This is a genomic window from Acinetobacter sp. NBRC 100985 (assembly GCF_000241225.1).
In the GTDB taxonomy this organism is placed as follows: domain Bacteria; phylum Pseudomonadota; class Gammaproteobacteria; order Pseudomonadales; family Moraxellaceae; genus Acinetobacter; species Acinetobacter venetianus.
The window spans coordinates 1-18,233 of the sequence record NZ_BAEB01000024.1 but is presented as its reverse complement, the minus strand read 5'-3'; the positions used below and the strand labels follow the sequence as shown (position 1 = coordinate 18,233).

The following is an 18,233-nucleotide window of genomic DNA, read 5'->3' as shown; positions in this document are numbered from 1 at the left end:
ATGATCCCTTTTTTGATGTTGTTTAGTTTTATAGGGTACGGGAAATGAGTTCTTTCATGATCTCATTGGTACCCGCATAAATACGGTTGGCGCGATTATCGATATATGCGCGAGCAATTGGATACTCAAGCATATAACCATAGCCACCGTGTAGTTGTAAGCAGTCATCTACAACTTTTGAGAACATATCCGAAATCTTATATTTCGCTGCTGCTGCGGCATCAACACCTAAACTTTCTTCAAGTTGTAGCTCCATACAACGGTCTAAATAAGTACGACAAAAATCGATTTCTGTACGTAACTCAGCTAATTTAAAGCGTGTATTTTGGAATGTACCGATTGGTTTGCCGAATGCTTTACGATCTTTAGTGTATTGAACAGTATGTGCAAAAGCTGCTTCAGCACCTGCTTGGCAAATAATCGCAACTAACATACGTTCCCAAGCAAGTTCTTTCATCAGCATCATGAAGCCCATGCCTTCCATACCAAGCAGATTTTCTTTTGGTACACGAACATTGTCAAAGAACAGTTCGCAAGTATCTTGACCTTTCATCCCGATTTTATTTAAAGGTTTTCCTTTACTAAAACCAGCACGATCAGCTTCTACAATGATTAAAGAAAGATTTGCTGAACCTTTCTCCGTGTTGCCTGTTTTACAGACGACAATTGCCATATCGCAAAGATAGCCATTGGTAATAAAGATTTTAGAACCATTGATTACATATTCATCACCATCAAGTACGGCAGTCGTGCGGACGGCTTGAAGGTCTGAACCTGTACCTGGTTCCGTCATGGCAATCGCAGTTACAGTTTCACCTGTTGCCATTTTTGGCAACCAATGCTGCTTTTGTTCTTCATTACCAAAGTTGTTGATATAGTTCGCAACAATGTCTGAATGGAGCGAGAAACCTGTGCTTGAATCCATTGCATAGGCTTGTTCTTCGATCAAAATCATGCTGTAAAGACGATCTACACCTGATCCACCATATTGTTCAGGCATAGTGGTACATAACAGACCAAGTTCGCCAGCTTTATTCCATAAGTCACGGTCAACATGTTGTTGTTTCTCGTATTTTTCAATATTTGGAACAACTTCTTTTTCATAGAATTTACGTACAGTTTCACGAAATGCTTCATGATCAGATGTAAAAAGCTTGCGTGGTAACATGTTTGGAATTGGACGAATAGCACCTGATTGCATTTGTTATTTTTTCCCTAGTTTATGGATTAAAAATCATCATCATCACCATACAAGAAATCGAAAATATTGAACAATGTGATCAATGCTCAATTTGATTGATGTATTTGGTCACTTAGGAAAAATGTTGACGAAAGTTATAGTGCGATCAGGTACACTATGCACAAATAGTTGCATAGCGGAACATAAGATGTCTGATGAAATGACGTTAGAAGAACGTAAGGTAATTTACCGTGCTCGTCGTGGGTTAAAAGAAATTGATGTGTATTTCGACCCTTATGTGAAGAATTGCTATTTGAGTGCTGAGCCTGCTGAAAAAGCTTTATTTGCTGAGTTGGTTGATCAAGAAGATCCAGATTTGCTTGACTGGTTTATGGAAGTGGGTAATCCCCCTCGAACTGAGCTAAAAGAATTTATCTTAAAATTAAAACATAATGTACACGGCTAATCAGCGTGTTTTTGAGTTGCAATACAGTCGGTTTTCGATTGTATTGCAACTTTTGATTTTTCTTGGAATCAACTTTTTATCTTATCTATTATTAAAACCTTTATTTTTCTTTATCAGTTTTCTTTTCATGTGTGGTGCATGGGCACTATTTTTTAAACAATCTCAAATTAAAAAGATCGAGAATTTAGAAAAAAATTTATGGTCAGTCGAATTTTCTGATCAAAATTTAGATATTCAACAGCGGGAAATTCTTAAAATAATTGATCATTATTGCTACATCGTGATCTATTTTTCTGATCCACAGCATAAAAATTTAATCATTTGGTGGGATCAATTATCCTATTTTCACTGGAAAAACCTGAAAATACTCGTAAAACTAGCATAATTGTTCGACAATTCTACAGTTGTATATTTTTATTAAAGTAATATTTTTCAGTTGGTTATATATTTTTTTCATCTTTTTACTTTGAATTGTTAGATTAAATACTCTAAAAAATACTGAAAATATGGATTGTCAGACAATTCAGCCTTTAACCTGAGTTCATTTTCGTTAAAGTACAAACACCAACGTAAAGTGTGGTGGAGGTCCTAAGATGATGGAAATTCCAACATGGTCGTTTCTGGTGATTGCAACTATTCTTGCAATCGTTATAGGAAGAGCAGGAACTTTACTCAGGGAACTTCTTGAATCACAGCAGCATCATGTTGTAGTGACCAAGAGAAAGAGATTGAAGGTGTCATCAATATATCACAATCCCGTGAATGCTGATGATGAACGTCGATCTGGTATCTATCAAAAGTAGATACAAAAGTGTAGGAGGTCTCTATGGAGATTTCAATGTGGATGTTTCTAGTAATTGCAGTCGTTATGGCGATTGTTGTAGGAAGAGCTGGAACATTACTCAAGGATTATTTTTGATAAAAACTAAAAGATAAAGAGTTTCACGTTTTAACCAGTTAATAAGTAGCATGTGCTGAACCGTCGCAATGCTACTTTTTTTTGCCTGAAATTTATGTATTCTGAATTCTATGTCAATTCGCTTATCTGTGAATTGTGTCAAAATGTCCATGTTAAAATTAGAGCAATTACTCTTTAATTCAAGTATTGCATCTGATAATGTACATCTAAAAGGAAAAACAAATTAAAGAGGACAGGAAGAATGTCTAAGCTCCACAAAATGGGAAAGGGTGTGGCGGTTGCTTTGCTTACAACATCAATGTTATCTGGATGTTCGTATGTGATAAAAACAGGGGCGAATGTTGCATTAGGTTTTAGTGAAAATCATATTGTTCCACCAATTTTAGCGATGGATGATGCTGAAATGGTGTGTAATTCAGGGAATGCTTTAACCCCTGCAATTATGTCAACAAAAGATATGGGTGCAGACCCAACCCGTATGGCGGTATTGTTATATACCGCTGCGGGTATTTGTGCTGAAAATGAAGCACTTGAAGCTGAATTACGTTATTTACGTGCAGCTAAAGCAGGTCAAGTGACCGAAGCTCAGGATGCTCGAGTTGAGCAAAAACGTTGGGCTGGTATTGCTGCTGAACGTCAATATGCAAGTTATAAGCTTTTTGCTAATCGTTGGGAAGCAAAATACAATTATAAATTAGGTGACTCTTGCCCAACCATGCGCAACGACCTTGATCAAACTGTTTATTTGCTCGGTATGATTAATGGTTTGCAAGCAATGACCAATGATATTAACTCAGGCGGTGCGATTAACGTTCCTAAAGATATTGCAGGTATTGTTGAGCGCGGCATGGTTTGTCTAGATAATGAAAAATTCTGGGGTGCTCCAATGGCAACCCGCGCGGTCATTTGGACATTATTGCCAGGTGCAGGTGATGGTAAGCCAGAACCTTATGCGACGCTGAAAGAGTCGATGGCTATTGGTGAGAAGAAAGGTGTTCGTTTAGCGCATGCTTTGTATGCTGTTGCAGCACAGGCAAGTGGTGATGACGCCAAACTTCGTGATGCATTCCGTTCATACGCTGTTGCGACGGGAGACGATAAACCTGCTAATCCTCAATTTAGATTGATTGATAAAATGGCTGGTTTAATGGTTCGCGGTATTGCTGATCGTTACTGGACAGAAAATACGGGCGTAAGATCGACACGAGAAGGCTTGTCAACGTTCTGGGATGATCAGCCAGAAACTTCTTCTGAACTCGATGATTTATTTGATGGTGGTGGAGATGAAGCATCTGCACCAGCTGAAGAACAACCAGCTCAGTAACCTGAATTAAACGACCTTTTACAACATTAAAAATGAAGTGATTTATTATTTTTAAATCGTAAAAGGTCTGTTTTGAAGAAAGGGGCGTAAATGAAAGATCAAATATGGATAGGGAAAGTCATTTTGATCGCGGTATGTGTTTCAGTATCAGCGTGTCTTCAGGTTTTTCCCGATCTTTTTATTTACTGGAGACCGAGTTTACTCGCTGAGTTTTGGCGATTGTGGACCGCGCATTGGGTACATGTGGGATGGATGCATTTCTTTTTGAATATGTTGGCATTCGCTTGTTTACCATTTATCTTTCCTCATGCACGTAATTGGCATTTATGTGTATTACTGCTGTTACTTCCGCCATTTATCAGTCTCATTTTTTATTTCTATCTACCTTATATTGAAGCTTATGCTGGGCTTTCAGGTGTATTACATGGTTTATATACCGCAGTCGGTTTGGTGTATCTGCAATATCCGAAAGAAAGAAAGTTTGCCATTTTAGTGCTGTTACTTATTGCCGCAAAACTAGTTTGGGAAAATACCTTTGGACAAACGGGAACGGCTCAGTTAATTGGTAGTCCAGTGCTTACTGAAGCACATTTGATTGGTGCGATTGGTGGTGTGTTATGTGGGCTCAGTTATTTATTGTTTAGAAGGGTAGAGAGAACAGATTAATTGATAAAAACAACCAATAAAAAAGTGAATGTAGTCATTCTTTTTTGAAAAAGTTTGCTGCAAATTTAGGCGGTTTGAAAAAGGGATTGGTTACAAAGAGGGTAAATTCATTTATCTATCAACCATGGACTTCGCATGAATCAACATCTTTGGATGGATGTTGCTAACAAAAATTGGAATAGACATGCAAAATGATCAAGAGAAAAAGTCTGGATTAGGTCTACTGAGTTATATTTGGACGGAGTGGATATCGACATTTGTCATCCTCGTCTTATTACTAATGACGTTGGTCATTGGTACAGGTGAGATGATTCATGGTCAATTATTGCGTATGGGGGAGCGTCTGTATGGCGATCCTGATACAGGAATGCAATACTCATTTCTTCGTGCTGAACCAGAAAAGCCAAGCTGTGATCGACATCCGAATATCGATGCACAAGTTCAAGAGCAAATGAAAATCAATGCTGCTGATGAATTTGCAAGTATGTTTGGCGTTGCATCTGAAGCTGATGTACGTGCGTCATTGATTGCTGCTCGTGAGCAGTGTGATGAAAAGTATCAGTTCTATGATAAAGCTATGAAGCATATGGAGGCTCATCCGAGTATCCGTACTTATCGTAAAATTGAAACGAGCTTCTTTGGTATCTTTAAATTTGGTACTGAGAATCGTGCATTATTTTTGGTGATCATGGTTGTCTTCGCAGCAATCAGTGCGACCCTAAAAACACATCATATTGGTTTACGTAGTCCAGCGACTAAAATAGATTTCCGTGTCTACAGCGTTGCGATGCTACTCGGTAATGGTTTCCTTACATCATCTGTGATTAGCCAATATAATTCGGTCATGAATTCTGGCGTGCCAATGTCTCCAGAAATGAAGATTATTTATTGGCTATGGATGGTGCTATTTGGCTGTTTAACTTTAATTAGTTTATTCCAGTTAGCGAAGCCTCCAACACCAACACGTCAGGGCGGTAACATTGGTTTAGCATTCCTCAGTGTGCCGCTATATGCATATATGGCGATCATCACCGGTGTTGCATTTACCATCTTTATGGATTACCCAATGGGGCAAGGTATTTATCTTGGTCAGTTGGTTGAGTTCTCAAACATCTTCTTGAATCTTGCCTTGTTTATTTGGGCGGGTATGTTGCTGAAACAAACTCGTATTGTAGATTTATTCTTAAATATTCTACGTCCATGGAATTTGGCGCCTGAAACATTAACTTGGTTAATCTTAATTGCAGCAGCATTACCAACAGCCTACACAGGTGCATCTGGTATTTTCGTTATTGCGGCTGGTGCAATTATTTATAAAGAAGTATGGAATGCAGGTGGTCGTCGTCAATTTGCTTTAGCAGCGACAGCACTATCTGGTTCGATGGGTGTTGTACTTCGTCCATGTTTATTGATTGTCGTGGTTGCTTCATTGAACAAAGAAGTAACGACTGATTTACTTTATCAATATGGTTTATACACTTTCTTATTAACCTCGACTTTATTCTTGATCATTGCATTGATCTTTGCGGAGCAGAAATTCCGAATTGCACCGCTTAACATTGCTTTGCCAAAATCTTTACGTGCATTCGTGCCAGTATCTCCATATATCGTAATTTTCGTTTTAATCTGGTTGTTCTACAAACATGCTTTAGCGACTGATTTAAATGAATTTACAGCACCAGTGATGATGCCAATCATCTTATTAATGATGGTGTTGTTTGATAAATTACGTAAAGAGCCTGCACCATTAGCACCAGTAGGGCATTGGGATAGTACGTTAAATACCTATACTGCACCTGTAGATGGTACGCAACCTGCACCTCAGATCAACCCTGAAGATGACCCTCGCAAGCCAGAACGTAATGTTTCGTTTGGTAAAGCATTGCATTTAGCGACAAGTGAAACGGTTGGGCACATTGGTGCGCTTGTGATCTTGATGGCACTTTCAGTTAGTGTTGGTGGTTTCCTTGAGCATATCCAAATCATGGAAGCTTTCCCTAAAGATATTAGCAGTACCTTTGTTGTTATTAGCTTAATCGTAATGCTAATGATCTTCGTAGGTATGATCATGGATCCATTTGGTGCAGTGATTTTGATTACGGCAACTGTTGCGCCTGTAGCATATCAATACGGTATTGATCCAGTCCACTTCTGGATGATTGCATTGGTTGGGTTCGAATTGGGCTATATCACACCACCAGTTGCATTGAACCACTTATTGGCAAGGCAGGCGATTGGTGATGCAGAAGTCGCGGAAGCGGATGCAGAAGTTCGTCATTTATCCTTCTTCTACCGTTATGAACGTTGGATCTTCCCATTGTTAGTGATGGTTCCTGCAATCTTGATTATTGCGTATGTTCCTTACTTCTTTAAGTTGTTTGGTTGGTATCACTAATTAAGTGTGAGACTTATTAAAAAAGCACCTTCGGGTGCTTTTTTTTCTGTATATCAAAATAGGAATGACTATAAGTAGATGAAAGCTATGCTAATAATTTTGCAATATTTTCCCATCCCATTTTATGAGCTAAATCTGAGGCGGTCATAGATTGGTTATTCAGCGCTGACTTATCTAGATTATGTTGCAGTAATGCTTGAATCATTAAGAAATTACCCGCAATAGCTTCTCGGTGTAATAGTTGATTGCCGCGATCATCTCTTTCATGAATTACAGTTGGATTGGTTTGGATAAAGTTTAAAAAACTATCTAACATCTTTTCGCACATGGGATGTTCAATTAAGTTTTCTGGGTGTTCCTCTTGATCATAAACAAATAAGATATTGTTGGGATCACCAAAATTTATTCCCCATGACGCATCATATTCTTTTCGCTCAGAATCATTTAATTGTTTACGATATTCTTGAATCGTAAAGCCACCATAAACTTGATCTTGAGTTAAAAACATCCAGTCGACGATCGTCTCAAATGGTTGCTCTATAATTTCACCAGCTTGTACATTGTCGATATAGTTTGGTTGATTCATTAACTGACCAGAGATCGTAGTTCCATCAAAATCAATTTGGCTTATCCACATATATTCAACTAGTGGTGAATCAGATGAGTCGCTGTGTTCTTGGATAAATGCACATTTAACATAAGCAAGATCAAAAACAGGAATTATTCTGCGATATTCCCAAGAAAGCTCTCGCCAAAAGTATTTAAAAGTTTCTTGCGCTTTGTTGAAGGCTGAAATCATTTCAGAAGATTCGTTTGTAAAAATGGTATTTCTTATATTCATGAATTTGAATTTTCCTAATTTGTATTGTTGCAAATTTATTCAAAAGAATGGCGTATTGTTAAAGTTTTAAACGCCATTTCTTATCTCTTTGTGTAAGTGGGCTACATAATAAAATTGCCAACAAAATAATGCAAAAACCAATAATGCTATATAGGTCAGGGACTTCATTCCATAGTAAAAATCCCCAAATCCCTGCGAAAATAATTGCCATATAATTGACGGGTGCAATCTGTCCAGCAGGTGCTAGGCGGTAGGCATGAGACATGAAAATCTGACTCACATTTGCAAGTACGCCTGCTGCAATCAGGAAAAATAATTCATGTAAATGATATGGACGCCATACCCAAAACATGGGAATGACTGAGATCAGCGAGCCGATAAGGCAGAAGTAAAAAACAATGCGTTCGGGTGGTTCTGTTTGGGTCAGTGCTCGTACCGTGACGAAAGCCATTGATGCAAATAAACTTGATGCGATTCCGATAATCGAAATCCAGTTCAATAATCCTTGATCAGGTTTGGCCACACAAAAAACACCGATAAAGCCTAAGCCTGCTGCACATAACATCGCCGTTGTAATTTTTCTTTTAGGAATAACCATGCGATCAGCGGAATGAAGATGGGGGATGAGTAGGTAAAGACCATAGCATTGGAAAGCTTTAGATGTGCAATTGCATAGAAAAAGCCATACATTGCTGCTAAGCCAATGAGGCTTCGCCATGTATGCATCCAGAGTTTTTCCGTTTTTACAAAATGAACTCCTTGTTTGAAAATAAATGGTAGAAAAAGAACTAATCCAACTAAATTGCGGAAAAATACAATCGTGTAATTATCGACACTTTGTGAAGCATATCGAATGCAAATCCCCATGACTGAGAACAAGAGTGCTGAAATCGTTAGGCAACCAATCGCTAGAAATAAATTACGATTAGTTTGTATAAGCGTCATATGCTTTGAGGAGATTTGGATAATGCGTTCATTTTAAGCTGCTCAGTCATTGAAAGAAATCTCATTTAGCTCTTAGAAGATGAAATAAGTATTTATCAATGTGTTCACATTGTTTATTGAGTGGTGGGAAACTGACAAGCATAGCCACTTGGTGTCATGCCTGTTTCTCGCTTAAACATAGCACTAAACGCACTTGGACTATCATAACCAAGCTCTAAGGCGACATTCAAAATGGGTTTATTCATTGCTAGATCTATCATTGCTTGCATTAATTTGGCTTGTCGAACCCAATGGGAAAAATGCAAACCCGTTTCTTTTTGGAAATGTCGAGCAAGCGTCTTACTGCTCATATGTAAGTAGTCCGCCGTATCTTCCAAATTCCAATTGATACTGAGGTTCGCTTTGACTTCTTGGCATAATAATTTCAGCTTTTGACTTTGTGGTTCAGGCAAGTTAAACGCGAGTGTTGGTAGTAATTCAATTTCATCCAAGATCATTTCAAGCAATCTTTGATTCCTACTATTCGGTTGTATTGCGGTTTGAATTTCCATGGCGCTGCTCATTAACTCCCGTAGTAAAGCAGGGATGGCAATCACACGACATTCGGTGACAAGATTTTCACGGGCACAGGGAGAGATAAATACACCTCGTGCTTTAACGTCGCCACTACTGAGTAATGCATGTGGTTTGTTGGCAGGAATCCAAACCCCGCGTCCAGGTGGTGTAATCCAAATGCCCTCATCTGTTTGAATGCGTATTACGCCTGAAAGCGTATGGATCATTTGGATATGATCATGATGATGCCAATCCTCGACATGACCATGAGGGTAGTTCTCAGAAAATGCATAGACAGGATAATCTAAAAAACCATGTTGAAAATTCTTTCCCATAGATTGGATATCCAAGATTAGATTGTCTGTTTCTCGATAGTTATCGTCTTTTTATCGAGAAACTTTAAATAAATAGTTTTTTAGCATGATGGTTACCGTAATGCATAGGTTGAGATCATGTTTCAAAAAGCTTCTTTGTATCCATTATTTGCCATTTTATTTTGGGCGGGCAATGTCGTTGTATCCAAAATGGCAAGTCATAACATTTCACCAGTCGCGATTACTTTTTATCGTTTAGTGTTAGCGCTAGTAGTCATGAGTACTTTTGTACTGATTCCTGTTTGGAAAAATCGATATACGATTAAACTCTATTGGAAGCAATTGGCCTTAGGTGGTTTTATATCTGTATCATTATTTCAGTTTTTGTCTTATCAGGCTGCCGCGACTACGACAGCGACCAATATGGCGATTGTTACCGCGCTTATTCCATTATTAACAATGATCCTGAGTAGTTTGATCTTAAAAGATAAAATAAGTTATGGCATGTTGTTTGGCGGTGCTTTATCTTTTTACGGCATTTTATATTTGCTTAGTCATGGTTCTATTTTAAATATATGGGATCAAGGTGTTCATCTTGGTGATGGTTTAATGCTGGTTGCTGCATTGGGTTATGCTTTGTATGGTGTTTTGCTCAAACATTGGAAAATGCCGATTCCCGCTTGGCAATCGAACTTTGTGCAATCGAGTTTTGCCATTCTATATGTGCTGCCTTTTTTTATCTTTTTACCTGCGGCTGATATGCAACTGAATCAAACTACAATTCCTTTGATTTTGTATGCAAGTATATTCTCCTCGATCTTGCTCTCTTATTTGTGGATCGAAGGGGTAAGACATTTAGGACCGAATCGGAACAGCATTTTTATGAATCTACTTCCATTGTTTACGGCATTGATTGCTGTCGTCTTATTGGGGGAACATCTACAAGCTTTTCATTACCTAGGCGGTGGTTTAACGTTAATAGGTATTTTAATTGCACAAACGATTCAAAAACCGATTCAGTTCAAAGCTCGCTCTAATCAGGTTGTGGATTAAGATATTAATAAAAAAGGCTTTAATATGGATTAAAGCCTTTGATTATTAAGATTTATTCTGCGCCGCAATTTGAGCTTCGAGTAACTTGATTTGCTCTTCTTTTAACTTGAGTAATGTGTCTGCATCCGTATGTTGCTGCTTTAACTCTTGCTTTTGATCTTGCAGCTGGTGATGAATGTCATCAAGCTTTGCAATTTCTTCTTTTGCTAACGCATCATTTGAAGGGATTGGGTCTTTAATAATTGACTCTTCAACCAATTGAATTGGTGCAGCAACTTCACTTGCAGCATGCGTCGTTTCTGCCGTTGCGATAGGTGCTTCTGGTTTTGCGGTAACGGCTTTCTCAGCAACAGGTTTTGTTGATGCTGTCGGTGTTACTGCTGTATCTGTATTATTTTGAGATAGGAACCATTGAACAGCAAAGATCAGCACCACAACAATGCTGATCCCACCGATTATCATCCATAATAATTTTGAGTTTTCATTTTGATATGAGGACATCATCTTCTAACCTTCTAGTCAAAATGACGAGGTTTGAATTGTATCACCCCAATTTCATCTGGCTCAGCAGGTTGTTGCTCTTCCACATGGGTCGGGCGTTTTTCACTATAAGCACAGTCGATACATTCAATCCACTCGTCATCCACAGTGATGATCTTAACGACACGATCTAAGGCTCCGCATTTTGGGCATTTAGCACCCGCGATGAACTGTCTTTTCATGTCAGTTAATTACACCCTGTGAACAATATTGACGTAGTTTAAGCGCTTTTATTGGTGTTCGTCCAACCTTGATGACGTAATAATGCATCTATTTTTGGTTCTCTTTTTCGGAAATTGCGAAACGCATCAAGTGCTGTATCTTTTCCGCCAACTGCTAGAATAAACTTTCTAAATTCTTTTCCAGTCTCGGTGTTAAAAATACCTTCACTTTCGAAGCGATCGAAGGCATCACTCGCCAAAACCTCTGCCCATTTGTAAGAGTAATAACCTGCTGCATATCCACCAGCAAAGATATGACTAAAGCTATGTTGGAAACGGTTATATGGAACAGTGGGCACAACTGCAAATTTCGCTCGAATGTCATCTAATGTAGTTTGGATTTGCTCGCTGTTTAAAGCGGGTGCTTGACGGTGAATGGTTAAGTCAAACAAAGCGAATTCAATCTGACGCAGAGTTTGCATACCTGACTGGAAGAAACGCGCATTCAATAAAGCAGATAGCAATTCTTGCGGTAAAGTTTGCTTAGTTTCAGTATGTTCGCTGAGTACATCTAAACTTTCATTGTCCCATGCCCAAAATTCCATGAACTGACTTGGTAACTCGACTGCATCCCATGCTACGCCGTGTGTTCCAGCCACAGAGATGTTGTCCACCTCTGTCAGCATGTGGTGTAAACCATGACCAAATTCATGGAATAAGGTAATGACTTCATCGTGCGTGAGTAGCGCAGGTTGATCGCCAATCGGTGGAGTAAAGTTACATACCATATAGCAAATCGGTTTTTGTAGACCACTCTCAGTTTGTACACGAGAACGGAAACCACTCATCCATGCACCACCACGTTTGCCATTACGGGCATAAAGGTCGAAGTAGAAACCACCGACCACTTGACCTTGATCTTCAATTTCAAAATAGCGGACATCATTTTGCCAAACAGGTGCTTGGCGCTCGATAATTTGGATACCGTAGAGACGTTGAACAATTTGGAATAAACCATCCACCACTTTTGGCGCTGGGAAGTATGGTTTCAATGCTTCTTGAGACAGATTGAATTGTTGCTGTTTTAACTTTTCAGAATAGTAGGTTGCATCCCACGGCTTTAATTCTTCAATACTATCCTGTTGTGCGATTGTTTTTAATTCTGCAATTTCAGCAAGCGCAGGGGTACGTGCATGTTCAGCTAAATCTACAAGGAATTGATTTACTGTTTCAACATCAGGTGCCATCTTACTGGCAAGAGAATATTCAGCAAAACTATTGAAACCAAGTAGTTGGGCCATTTCTTGACGCAAGCTCAGAATTTCTTCCATCACTGGGGTATTATCGAACTCGGCTTTATCAGATTGTTCTGATGCACGAGTGACATAAGCCTTATACAGTTCTTCTCTCAATTCACGATCATCTGCATAGGTCATAATCGCAAAATAAGCAGGGAAATCCAGTGTCGCGACGGCTTGTTCAAGCTCACGTTGTTGCCCGTATTGCTTTAATAATTCAACACTGCTTTGTGGGAGTCCTTTGAGCTGTGCTTCATCTAAAGGTTTAAAGTAGGCTTGGGTTGCATCAAGTACATGATTGGAAAAGTCAGAAGAAAGCTGAGATAAACGTGCCGAGATTTCTGCATAACGTTTTTTTGCTTCACCTTCGAGTGCAACACCTGATAGTTTAAAATCACGTAAAGCTAGTTTAATCGCACTTTGTTGCGCTTCACTTAATGTTTGAAATACATTGCTATCATGAATATGTTGATAGGTTTGATACAACGCTGTGTGTTGTCCAAGCTGAGTGTAGTATTCGCTTAAACTGGGTAAAAGTGATTGGTAAACTTCACGGGTTTCAGCATTATTCATGACTGCATTTAAGTGCGACAAGATGCCCCATGACTCGCTCATATTGTTTTCAAGTTGATCGACTTGATTCAGTATTTGCAATTGTGCTTCAGCTAGCTGAGGAACTTCTGTGAGCTGATTTAAAAAGTTTTGTCCGTCTTGGATGCTTTGTTCAATTTGTTGTTTTAAGTCGGCGAGTTGGATTTTGTCAAACTGTGGGGTAGGGAGTGTTGCTTGCTGAAGTGTCATTGTATTTTTTGCCATATCATCTTTAAACATAGTTATAGATGTAGGGGTTTGGAGAGGGGAAATCAAGGCTAATAAAATAATTTTGAGTTCTCCATGTGTATCACTCATTTAAATGAGGAAAACGTCTTTTAGTTTCCTCTACTCTTAATTCATTTGAGAGAAAAGAGACCGTAGGATCAAAAGAATAACTATATATTCCTAGAATAGATTTATTGGAATTTTCATAGAATTTACCAAATCCATTATCAATAGTTAGCTCCCATTCGAAATTTTTTTTATATTGCTCGAAAAGATATTTTTGAATTTTTCTCAATTGAACGGGATCTTCTGTTTTAAGAGTATAATTGATTTCATGTAATTTCCCCTTCCACTCGGTTAATTTAATATCAACAAGTTGAGCTTCAAAAAAATAATGTTTTGATTCCTGAATATAGTTCTTATTAGGTCTGTATTCTTGCAGGGAGAATTCTGATTGAATGCTTGAAAAGTCTGAAAAAAGAGACAATATGGGAATATCTAGGTGTATTTCTCTAGATGTCGAAGATATTGATTTTTGAGTCTGTGCAAATAACTGAGATGAGTGTAGAAGTAAAAAGAGAATTAAAAATATTTTCATGAGATTGGCTGGTATAAAGTGAATGGCTTTAGGGCGTTAGCCCTAAAGCCATTATAAATTACTCAGTTTTTGCTTTCGCATTCGACTTTTTCTTTTTCACTTTTTTCTTTGCCTTTTCTTTAGTTTCAGGCTTAGCAGACGCTTTTTTAGCAGGTTTCTTAGTATAAGAACTTGGTTTGTTCTTATCTTTTTTCTTACGTACAGGTTTTTCACCATCCTCACTGACTTTCGCTTTCGTAGATGATGGAGCTTTACCAAACACTTCTTCCGTTGTTGATGCGCGGTTTGAGCTAGAAGAATTCGCAGTACGGGGTGCTTTTTGACGAATCACACGACCTAAATGTGTCAATTGTTGTATCAATTGGAAGTCGATCTTACGCTCTTCCAAATTCACACCTGCTACTTGAATCTTCACTTCATCACCGAGGCTAAACGATTGCCCACGATTCTGACCGATTAAGCTTTGACTCGCTTGATCATAAAGGAAGAAGTCTTCACCGAGCTGGCTGACATGAATCATGCCATCAACATAAAGATCTTTGAGTGTTACAAATAAACCAAATTCAGTCACTGCACTAATAATGCCGACAAACTCATCACCTAAATGCTGTTGCATATAGTGACATTTCAACCAAGTAGTCACACTGCGTGAGGCTTCATCAGCACGACGTTCAGTTTGTGAGAAATGCTCACCTGCATCATCTAGAGCAGCACCAGAAAGTGGGTAAACCTTCTTATCGAGATAAGCTTTAATTGCACGATGTAACAATAAATCTGGGTAACGACGAATTGGCGAAGTGAAGTGTGTATATGCTTCATAAGCGAGACCATAATGGCCTGAGTTTTTTGCGCCGTAGTAAGCTTGCATCATTGAACGCAATAACACAGCATGTATGCTTGGTGCATCCAAACGATCTTTGGTTGCTTCAATCACCGCTTGGTAATCAGCTTGAGTTGGTTGTTCAGGGAATGGCAAACCAAGTAGTTTGACAAAATCACGAACTTTTTGAATACGTGAGAATTCAGGCGCTTCATGCACACGATACAGCATTGGAATATCATGTTCTAACGCATATTCTGCTGCGGCAACGTTCGCTAACAACATACATTCTTCAATGAGTTTATGTGCATCATTACGCGTGCGCGGCAAGATTTCCTTGATTCCGCCTAACTCATCAAAGGTCATGTAAGTTTCAACGGTTTCAAACTCCATCGCATGACGTTTGGCGCGTAGCTCTTTTAAAGTTTGATAAAGTTGAAATAGCGTATTCAATGATTTATGAATCGTTTTATCCGCTGGAATGGCATCAGTCGCACCTTCAAAATATTGACCGACTTGGGTATAAGTCAAACGTGCTTTTGAATGCATGACAGAAGGGTAGAATTCATAACCTGTTACTTTGCCCGCGCGGGAAAGCTTCAAGTCACAGACCATACATAAGCGGTCAACGTGAGGATTTAAAGAACATAAGCCATTCGATAATGCTTCAGGTAGCATCGGCAAAACGAAGTGCGGGAAATAAACTGATGTACCGCGTTCTTCCGCTTCTTCATTTAACGGAGAATCTAAACGAACGTAATGACTTACATCGGCAATCGCAACCACCACACGATAACCGCCACCAGGACGTTTCTCTGCATAAACAGCATCGTCAAAGTCACGCGCATCTTCACCATCAATTGTCACTAATGGTAAATCACGTAAATCGACGCGTCCTTTAATATCTTGTTCAGAAGGTTCTTTGAAGCTTTCAGCTTCTTTAATTACTGCTTCAGGAAATTCATAAGGCAGACCAAACTCTAAAATCGTTTGCGGAATAATAATTTCCGTATCTGCTTTATCCGCCATTGATTGAATCACATGGCCTGTTGCTAGCTCTTCACGCGTTGGATAATCGTCAATTGCAACACGCAACATATCGCCAACTTTAGCATTGGCATGTTCAATCAACTCTTTTTCAAGGGTAATTGGCTGATGCTGATTAGGATTGCTTGGTTGAATAAAGTATTCGCCCTGATGTTCAGAGACTTTACCAATAATCTGTTTTACACGTCGTTGTACGACTTCAGTGATAAAACCCCAAGCTTTACCTTTACGGTCTACTGAAGTCTGACGCACTTTAACGCGATCACCATTAAAGACGAGACGTAACTCGCGTTCAGGTAACAACACATCATTTTGACCTGCAATATTCGCCGTGCCTAAACCTTTACTATTAATATAAACCGTTGCTTCATGACTAGGTGCATCTGTGGCAGGTTGATATTTAAAGCCATCTTTCATGAGCTGGCCATCACGAACCATAGCACTGAGACGGTGATTCAGCGCATCAATACTTTTTTGATCAGGAATATTAAAGTGGTCTACGAGTTCTGCATGAGACTGTGCAGTTTGTAATTGTTCTAATGTAGTTAAAATAAGAGTTCGGCTAGGAATAGGATTATCGTAACGTTCAGCTTCTGCTTTTGCTTCGGGATCAACCCAATTATTAGTCATATCGTTCCAATTCACATTTGGCAGATCACTTTAGCATAAGACATTCAAACTTGGACTGCACGTCAAAGATTGCAAGATTCTATTTATGCACATGATCTAAATAAAAGAAGAGAAGACTATATTATCAAGCGCGACAACAAAAAATGCTGAAAAAAAACAGAAATTGATTAAAAAATATTTGATTGATTTAAAAAAACATAAAAAATAAGGATCATGGCTTGTGTAATGAGCTTTTAGTTTGTATTATTGCGCTCGTGTTACGGTGAGATGGGTGAGTGGCTGAAACCACATCCCTGCTAAGGATGCATACGGGTAACTGTATCGAGGGTTCGAATCCCTCTCTCACCGCCACTTTACTTAAGGCGCTCATAGCTCAGCTGGATAGAGCACTTGGCTACGAACTAAGGGGTCGGGAGTTCGAATCTCTCTGAGCGCACCAAGTAAAGATTGTAAGTAACACTAGCTCACGATAAGTGAAGCACCTAAGTAATGCGCTCATAGCTCAGCTGGATAGAGCACTTGGCTACGAACTAAGGGGTCGGGAGTTCGAATCTCTCTGAGCGCACCAACTTAAAGAAATTAACCGCTTAATTGCGGTTTTTTTACGTCTGAATTTTATATATTTTCGATAGATAATAAAAAAGCCGCTGAGGACAGCGGCTTTTTCGTCTTTGTGAGTTAGAACAAGCTTAAGCTGTGGAATAAGTTGTCAGTTAAGTTTGTTAGAGAGGTTTGAGGCGTAACAGTCTCAGTTAATGAGCTATCACTAGTTGTTGTATCCGCTACAGTTGTAATGGTTGAAGTTGTTCCTGTGATGGCGGTTAGTAAATTATCTACAGTATTATTTGCAAGATCACTATCTGTATTGAGTGTTATACCAATCAGATCATTAATACTGTCAAATGTAGTATCACTAAACAATGTGCTTACGCTGTCTTGAAGAATATCGATAGTTGTGTTGCCACCGCTAATAATTGTTTGTGTTGGTTCAGCAACACTTAAAACTAAATCTGCGCTGTCGAATTCAAATCCAAAATTATCGCTAATACCATCAATAGCTTCTGTCACATAATTGAGTGAGTCACCACTTAGGGTTTCACTAATTGTATCTGTAAGCCCAGTCAATCCGCCAAGCACACCACCGTTTAGATCCCCAGTAATGCTTCCAAGTAAGTTGGTTACTGTTCCTAATGAATCTTCTGGATTGATTACATCAGTAAGTGCATTGGTCACTAAATCGATAGGACTACCGTCAGTACCACCTGTAATGCCATCGATTACACCAGTGACTAAATCGATAGGACTACCATCAGTACCGCCTGTGATGCTGTCGATAACGCCAGTCACTAAATCAATCGGGCTGCCATCAGTACCGCCTGTGATACCGTCAATCACGCCAGTGACTAAATCAATCGGACTACCGTCTGTTCCGCCTGTGATGCTATCAATCACGCCAGTGACTAAATCAATCGGGCTGCCATCCGTACCGCCTGTGATGCCATCAATCACACCAGTCACAAGATCAATCGGGCTGCCATCGGTTCCACCTGTGATGCCATCAATCACGCCAGTGACTAAATCAATTGGGCTACTATCGGTACCACCCGTGATGCCATCAATCACCCCAGTGACGAGGTCGATTGGGCTACCATCAGTACCACC

16 protein-coding genes, 3 tRNA genes and 1 pseudogene are annotated in these 18,233 nt (G+C 39.2%); 10 read left to right on the top strand and 10 right to left on the bottom strand.

What is annotated here, in order from left to right; translation table 11 throughout:
- Nucleotides 1-28: 28 nt before the first annotated feature.
- A complete protein-coding gene (locus ACT4_RS09825) occupies nucleotides 29-1,201 on the bottom strand; it encodes an acyl-CoA dehydrogenase family protein (RefSeq protein ID WP_007481807.1) in 1,173 nt (390 codons plus the stop codon).
- Between the two features lie 187 nt (nucleotides 1,202-1,388).
- Here ACT4_RS09825 and ACT4_RS09820 point away from each other — a divergent pair, with 187 nt between their 5' ends.
- From ACT4_RS09820 to ACT4_RS09795, 6 genes are all read left to right on the top strand, one after another.
- Nucleotides 1,389-1,646: a succinate dehydrogenase assembly factor 2 gene (locus ACT4_RS09820; RefSeq protein ID WP_007481805.1), complete on the top strand. Its 258-nt coding sequence runs from the start codon at nucleotides 1,389-1,391 to the stop codon at nucleotides 1,644-1,646.
- Nucleotides 1,633-2,031 (top strand): hypothetical protein, encoded by a 399-nt coding sequence (locus tag ACT4_RS17520; protein WP_034604898.1) that lies wholly within the window; start codon nucleotides 1,633-1,635, stop codon nucleotides 2,029-2,031. The genes ACT4_RS09820 and ACT4_RS17520 overlap by 14 nt, the downstream gene beginning before the upstream one ends.
- A 208-nt stretch (nucleotides 2,032-2,239) precedes the next feature.
- A complete protein-coding gene (locus ACT4_RS09810) occupies nucleotides 2,240-2,449 on the top strand; it encodes a hypothetical protein (protein WP_004877600.1) in 210 nt (69 codons plus the stop codon).
- 357 nt (nucleotides 2,450-2,806) lie between these two features.
- A complete protein-coding gene (locus ACT4_RS09805; protein ID WP_007481799.1) occupies nucleotides 2,807-3,889 on the top strand; it encodes a hypothetical protein in 1,083 nt (360 codons plus the stop codon).
- Nucleotides 3,890-3,979: 90 nt separating this feature from the next.
- On the top strand, nucleotides 3,980-4,555 hold the full coding sequence (gene rrtA, locus ACT4_RS09800) for a rhombosortase (protein WP_007481797.1): 576 nt from the start codon (nucleotides 3,980-3,982) through the stop codon (nucleotides 4,553-4,555).
- Nucleotides 4,556-4,739: 184 nt separating this feature from the next.
- A complete protein-coding gene (locus ACT4_RS09795; protein ID WP_004877589.1) occupies nucleotides 4,740-6,950 on the top strand; it encodes a TRAP transporter large permease subunit in 2,211 nt (736 codons plus the stop codon).
- An 85-nt stretch (nucleotides 6,951-7,035) separates the two neighbouring features.
- On the opposite strand, the gene ACT4_RS09790 is transcribed toward ACT4_RS09795, so the two are convergent.
- From ACT4_RS09790 to ACT4_RS09780, 3 genes and pseudogenes are all read right to left on the bottom strand, one after another.
- Nucleotides 7,036-7,791, bottom strand: a complete 756-nt coding sequence (locus tag ACT4_RS09790) for a DUF2314 domain-containing protein (RefSeq protein ID WP_007481794.1) — start codon at nucleotides 7,789-7,791, stop codon at nucleotides 7,036-7,038.
- Between the two features lie 58 nt (nucleotides 7,792-7,849).
- Nucleotides 7,850-8,736: pseudogene (locus ACT4_RS09785) on the bottom strand (DMT family transporter).
- Between the two features lie 113 nt (nucleotides 8,737-8,849).
- Nucleotides 8,850-9,626, bottom strand: a complete 777-nt coding sequence (locus ACT4_RS09780) for a helix-turn-helix transcriptional regulator (protein WP_007481790.1) — start codon at nucleotides 9,624-9,626, stop codon at nucleotides 8,850-8,852.
- Between the two features lie 117 nt (nucleotides 9,627-9,743).
- On the opposite strand from ACT4_RS09780, the gene ACT4_RS09775 reads away from it, so the two are divergent.
- Nucleotides 9,744-10,658, top strand: a complete 915-nt coding sequence (locus tag ACT4_RS09775; protein WP_007481788.1) for a DMT family transporter — start codon at nucleotides 9,744-9,746, stop codon at nucleotides 10,656-10,658.
- A 45-nt stretch (nucleotides 10,659-10,703) separates the two neighbouring features.
- Here ACT4_RS09775 and ACT4_RS09770 read toward each other — a convergent pair whose 3' ends face one another.
- The 5 genes from ACT4_RS09770 to rnr form a co-directional block, all read right to left on the bottom strand.
- A complete protein-coding gene (locus ACT4_RS09770; protein WP_034604895.1) occupies nucleotides 10,704-11,159 on the bottom strand; it encodes a hypothetical protein in 456 nt (151 codons plus the stop codon).
- 14 nt (nucleotides 11,160-11,173) lie between these two features.
- Nucleotides 11,174-11,380: a YheV family putative metal-binding protein gene (locus ACT4_RS09765; protein WP_004775846.1), complete on the bottom strand. Its 207-nt coding sequence runs from the start codon at nucleotides 11,378-11,380 to the stop codon at nucleotides 11,174-11,176.
- A gap of 38 nt (nucleotides 11,381-11,418) precedes the next feature.
- The gene (locus tag ACT4_RS09760; protein WP_034604905.1) at nucleotides 11,419-13,458 is read right to left on the bottom strand and encodes a M3 family metallopeptidase; all 2,040 of its coding nucleotides are present in this window, start codon (nucleotides 13,456-13,458) and stop codon (nucleotides 11,419-11,421) included.
- A 100-nt stretch (nucleotides 13,459-13,558) separates the two neighbouring features.
- Entirely contained in the window at nucleotides 13,559-14,074 is a 516-nt protein-coding gene (locus ACT4_RS09755) for a hypothetical protein (RefSeq protein WP_034604892.1), read from the bottom strand.
- Nucleotides 14,075-14,132: 58 nt separating this feature from the next.
- Nucleotides 14,133-16,571, bottom strand: a complete 2,439-nt coding sequence (gene rnr / locus ACT4_RS09750) for a ribonuclease R (protein ID WP_007481782.1) — start codon at nucleotides 16,569-16,571, stop codon at nucleotides 14,133-14,135.
- Nucleotides 16,572-16,832: 261 nt separating this feature from the next.
- Between rnr and ACT4_RS09745 the strand changes: the two genes are divergently transcribed.
- The 3 genes from ACT4_RS09745 to ACT4_RS09735 all read left to right on the top strand — a co-directional run bounded on the left by ACT4_RS09745 (nucleotide 16,833) and on the right by ACT4_RS09735 (nucleotide 17,139).
- Nucleotides 16,833-16,922 (top strand) — tRNA-Ser (locus ACT4_RS09745).
- An 11-nt stretch (nucleotides 16,923-16,933) separates the two neighbouring features.
- Nucleotides 16,934-17,010 (top strand) — tRNA-Arg (locus tag ACT4_RS09740).
- 52 nt (nucleotides 17,011-17,062) lie between these two features.
- A tRNA-Arg gene (locus tag ACT4_RS09735) sits at nucleotides 17,063-17,139 on the top strand.
- Nucleotides 17,140-17,249: 110 nt separating this feature from the next.
- On the opposite strand, the gene ACT4_RS17295 is transcribed toward ACT4_RS09735, so the two are convergent.
- On the bottom strand, nucleotides 17,250-18,233 hold a 984-nt coding region (locus ACT4_RS17295; RefSeq protein ID WP_007481781.1), incomplete at its 5' end, for a hypothetical protein.